1 protein-coding gene and 2 pseudogenes are annotated in these 3,438 nt (G+C 64.9%); 1 reads left to right on the top strand and 2 read right to left on the bottom strand.

The annotated features are described in order from the left end of the window. Window positions 1-872 (top strand): annotated as a pseudogene (locus B9S61_RS27100) (IS630 family transposase); the annotation flags it as partial. 76 nt (window positions 873-948) lie between these two features. On the opposite strand, the gene B9S61_RS43560 reads toward B9S61_RS27100, so the two are convergent. Continuing rightward, on the bottom strand, window positions 949-2,502 hold the full coding sequence (locus B9S61_RS43560; RefSeq protein ID WP_181007555.1) for an HNH endonuclease: 1,554 nt from the start codon (window positions 2,500-2,502) through the stop codon (window positions 949-951). 736 nt (window positions 2,503-3,238) lie between these two features. Beyond that, window positions 3,239-3,438: pseudogene (locus B9S61_RS27090) on the bottom strand (hypothetical protein); the annotation flags it as partial.

The following is a 3,438-nucleotide window of genomic DNA, read 5'->3' as shown; positions in this document are numbered from 1 at the left end:
CCGACCGCCTGGACGGCCTCGTTGACGAGCCCCGGCCGGGCCGGCCGCCCATCATCGGCGTCGACCGGATCGAGGCAGTCGTCGTCACCACGCTGGAACAGCTCCCGAAGAACGCCACGCACTGGTCGCGCAAGTCGATGGCGGAGCACAGCGGTCTGTCCAAGTCCACCGTCGGCCGGATCTGGCGGAAGTTCCAGCTCAAACCGCATCTGACCGACACCTTCAAGCTGTCGACGGACCCGTTGTTCGTCGAGAAGGTCTACGACGTCGTCGGCCTGTACTTCAACCCGCCCGACGGCGCGGTGGTCCTCTCGGTGGACGAGAAGTCGCAGATCCAGGCCCTGGACCGCTCCCAGCCTGTGCTGCCGATGATGCCCGGCATGCCCGAGCGGCGCACCCACGACTACGTCCGCAACGGCCTGACCACACTGTTCGCCGCGTTCGACGTCGCCACCGGCGAGGTCATCAGCTCCCTGCACCGCCGGCACCGAGCGGCGGAGTTCAAGAAGTTCCTGGTCAAGGTCGACAAAGAGGTGCCGGCCCATCTGCAGATCCACCTGATCTGTGACAACTACGGCACCCACAAGACACCCGCGATCAGGACGTGGCTGTCCAAGCACCCCCGCTTCCATATGCACTTCACCCCGACCGGCTCCTCGTGGATCAACCAGGTCGAGCGGTGGTTCGGCTTTCTGGCCGACCAGAAGATCCGCCGCGGCGCACACAAGAACGTCCAGACCCTCGAAGCCGACATCCGCGCCTGGATCAAGGACTGGAACGCAGACCCCAAGCCGTTCATCTGGACCAAGACCGCCGAGGAGATCCTCGAATCCCTTGCCCGATACTGCCGACGGATCTCCGGCGCAGGACACTACCAACCCATTGACTGTTCCGAGCCGAACGGCGGTGATCGAGCCCGAGGGATCCCGCTGACACCAGTGCAGCTCGTCACGACTGCCGATCAGGTATGGGCCCTTTCCCGGATTGCTGCCCGCTGTTCTCAGGGGAGCTGGTGGGGCCGCCAGCCGACAGCCGCGACTTTCCGTGCAGCCAGTTCCACACGGTCTTGGAGTCGGTGCCCAACCGTGCGGCTAGCGACACGGTGGACGGCCGCTGCTTCGTGGGCATGCTCCAGTACGTCTCGCGCAGTTCGCGCACCCGAGCGTCCGAAATCTTCACCATGCGGTGGGCTTCGCCGCGTGCATGGTTTGTCCGTGCCTCCGCTTCGGGCTCCAGTTCGCCGGTAGGGCCGCCTGCTTCTTGGCGGCCGGCCCCGCGCAACCAACGGTGAACGGTCCCCCAGTACACGCCATGGCGCTGGGCAAGGACTTCGAGCTTAGGCCGCTTCCCATGAGGAGCGTTCCAGTACTCCTCCCGCAATGCCCTGACCTCCCGGTTGGACACCTTGGTCGCGAAGTGGTCATCTCCCCGGTCATACTTGCCCTGCGCCAGACGATCATGCATGTTTTGCTTTTGTGTCCCCAGCTTGAGATGGCGCGGGTTGCAGCAGCCCGGATTACTGCCTCTAGGACACAGATGCCGAACAACAAGAGCACTGTCGATACACGCCAGGGTTAGACCGTGGTGCAGGACATAAGCGACCCGGGCAGCCTGCGTGTGGCGACCTTCCCAGTACACGAAGCCGTATCCGAAGTCATGCCGACTCGCCGCCATCCAGGGCCAGCACACGGCATCGCCGCCGCTGCGGTCGATCTTCCGCCAGAACTCCGCCTCGAGTGCCTTTCGTGCCAGCTCTTTCAGGTCGCCGCTCATCACCCTCCACCCGCCGGGAGGCGGTGGGATCAAGGTTCGCACCGCGTGGGGGCCAGGCCGGTCCCGATGAAGGCGAAAGCGGTCCGTCATGTTGTCTCGCTGCGAGCCAACCGTCAGGTGTGCCGGATTGCAGCAGGGGGGATTGGCGCATAGATGCCGAACGAGCCTGTGTGCGGGAAGGTTCGAGGCCAGGCCATGAGCCAGCACATACGCAACCCGATGGGCACTGACGGTACCGATCAGGGTCCGTCCGGCGTAGTACTGACCGTAGCCGTCGATGTTGAGCGGGCCGCGGAAGGGCCAGCAATTAGCCTCGCCCGGTGACGTGTCCACTGATGTCCAGAACTGTGCCTCCCGCAAGGCTCTGCGCTCTGGCGTTTCTGCGCTGCCGCGGTAGGTGCGCGGTCGTGGTAGCGGCAGAGGCGTAGGCCGGGAAAGGTGACGGTAGCTCCGGCCCCCGACGATGCCGTCGATCACCGCGCGGGATACACCCAGTTCCTCTGCAGCCTCCGCCCTTGTGACGTGGCCGCCGGCGATGGACTGGAGTACCCACTGGGCTTGTTGGTCGCTCAAGGAGCGCTGGTTGCGTGGCACATCCGGACGGTACAAGGGGGCACTGACAACGCACGCCAGGAATACATGGGCTGCTGCCCCGACGAGTGCAATCGCAAAGTAGGCGCACCCAGGAAGCGTCACAGGAACACGAACCGCATGAACCGCCAACCGCATCGTGCGCGCCCAGCGCAGCCGATCTCAGGCGAAGCCGCACCGGAGCGCTCCGATGACTTCGTCGTCTCACGGCTCTGCTCAAAGTCCCCGCAGGACGGACCCCCGCGGGGCCACGCCGTATCACTCGCCTATCACACAGCCATCACCAACTGGGCGTCCCCTCCCGGACCAGACTGCCCTGACCTGGTACTTCGTGCCCACGCTGGACCGACGTAGACGCCCCCGGACGGTCTCTACAACCTGTGCCATGTGGTACCCAGTGAGGGACCCAGGATCAGAACCGGAGCGTCTTCTGGTCCGTCGAAGCGGTATTGCAGGGTGTTGGGTGGTGTCTCACTCACGCCCCAGACCCTCTCACGTCTCACGAAATCTCACACAGCCCGGGAAAGCCGGCGGCCCGATACACCCGAGGCTCGGCCCGTCGGGCACTGCCGACGGCCTCGTCGATCGAGTCCTAGCCTCGCGCTTTCAGTGCGACGTGAAGTCGCTGTCATGCAGTGGTAGTTGCAAGGAGAGGAGTCGACTGCCCCGGCCTGTGACCGATGGCCGGTCCCCAGCCTCGGGTGCGTCTGCGGTGACGCGGGGGTGCTGAGCCGAGGTGGTCAAGCTCAAGGGCACGATGGGCCATCATCACGCCACAAGCGAAGGGGAAGTCCGAGCGGGCGAGCGAAAGCGAACCCTTGTCCTTACGAGCCGACACGGAACCTGTCAACGTGATCAAGGCAGGTAGTTCGTTCTATCGCTGTGCCGGGATCGTTTGATCGTCGTGTCGGAGGTCGGCCGGCTTGTTGATCCAGGCGGCCTCGGGCAGTTTCGGTGGCTGGGGTGGCTTTCGGACGAACCGTTCGGGGTGTTGTTGGTAGACGCTCGTGAGGACGTCGGCTCGCATCTCGCGGAGCTGGTCGGCGAGCCCGAAGTGCACGTCGAATGGGGCGT

The sequence above is a fragment of the Streptomyces sp. SM1 genome (genome assembly GCF_002910825.1).
Taxonomy (GTDB): Bacteria; Actinomycetota; Actinomycetes; order Streptomycetales; family Streptomycetaceae; genus Streptomyces; species Streptomyces okerensis.
Note: the sequence above shows the minus strand (reverse complement) of the source record. Positions and strands in the feature narration are given on the sequence as shown.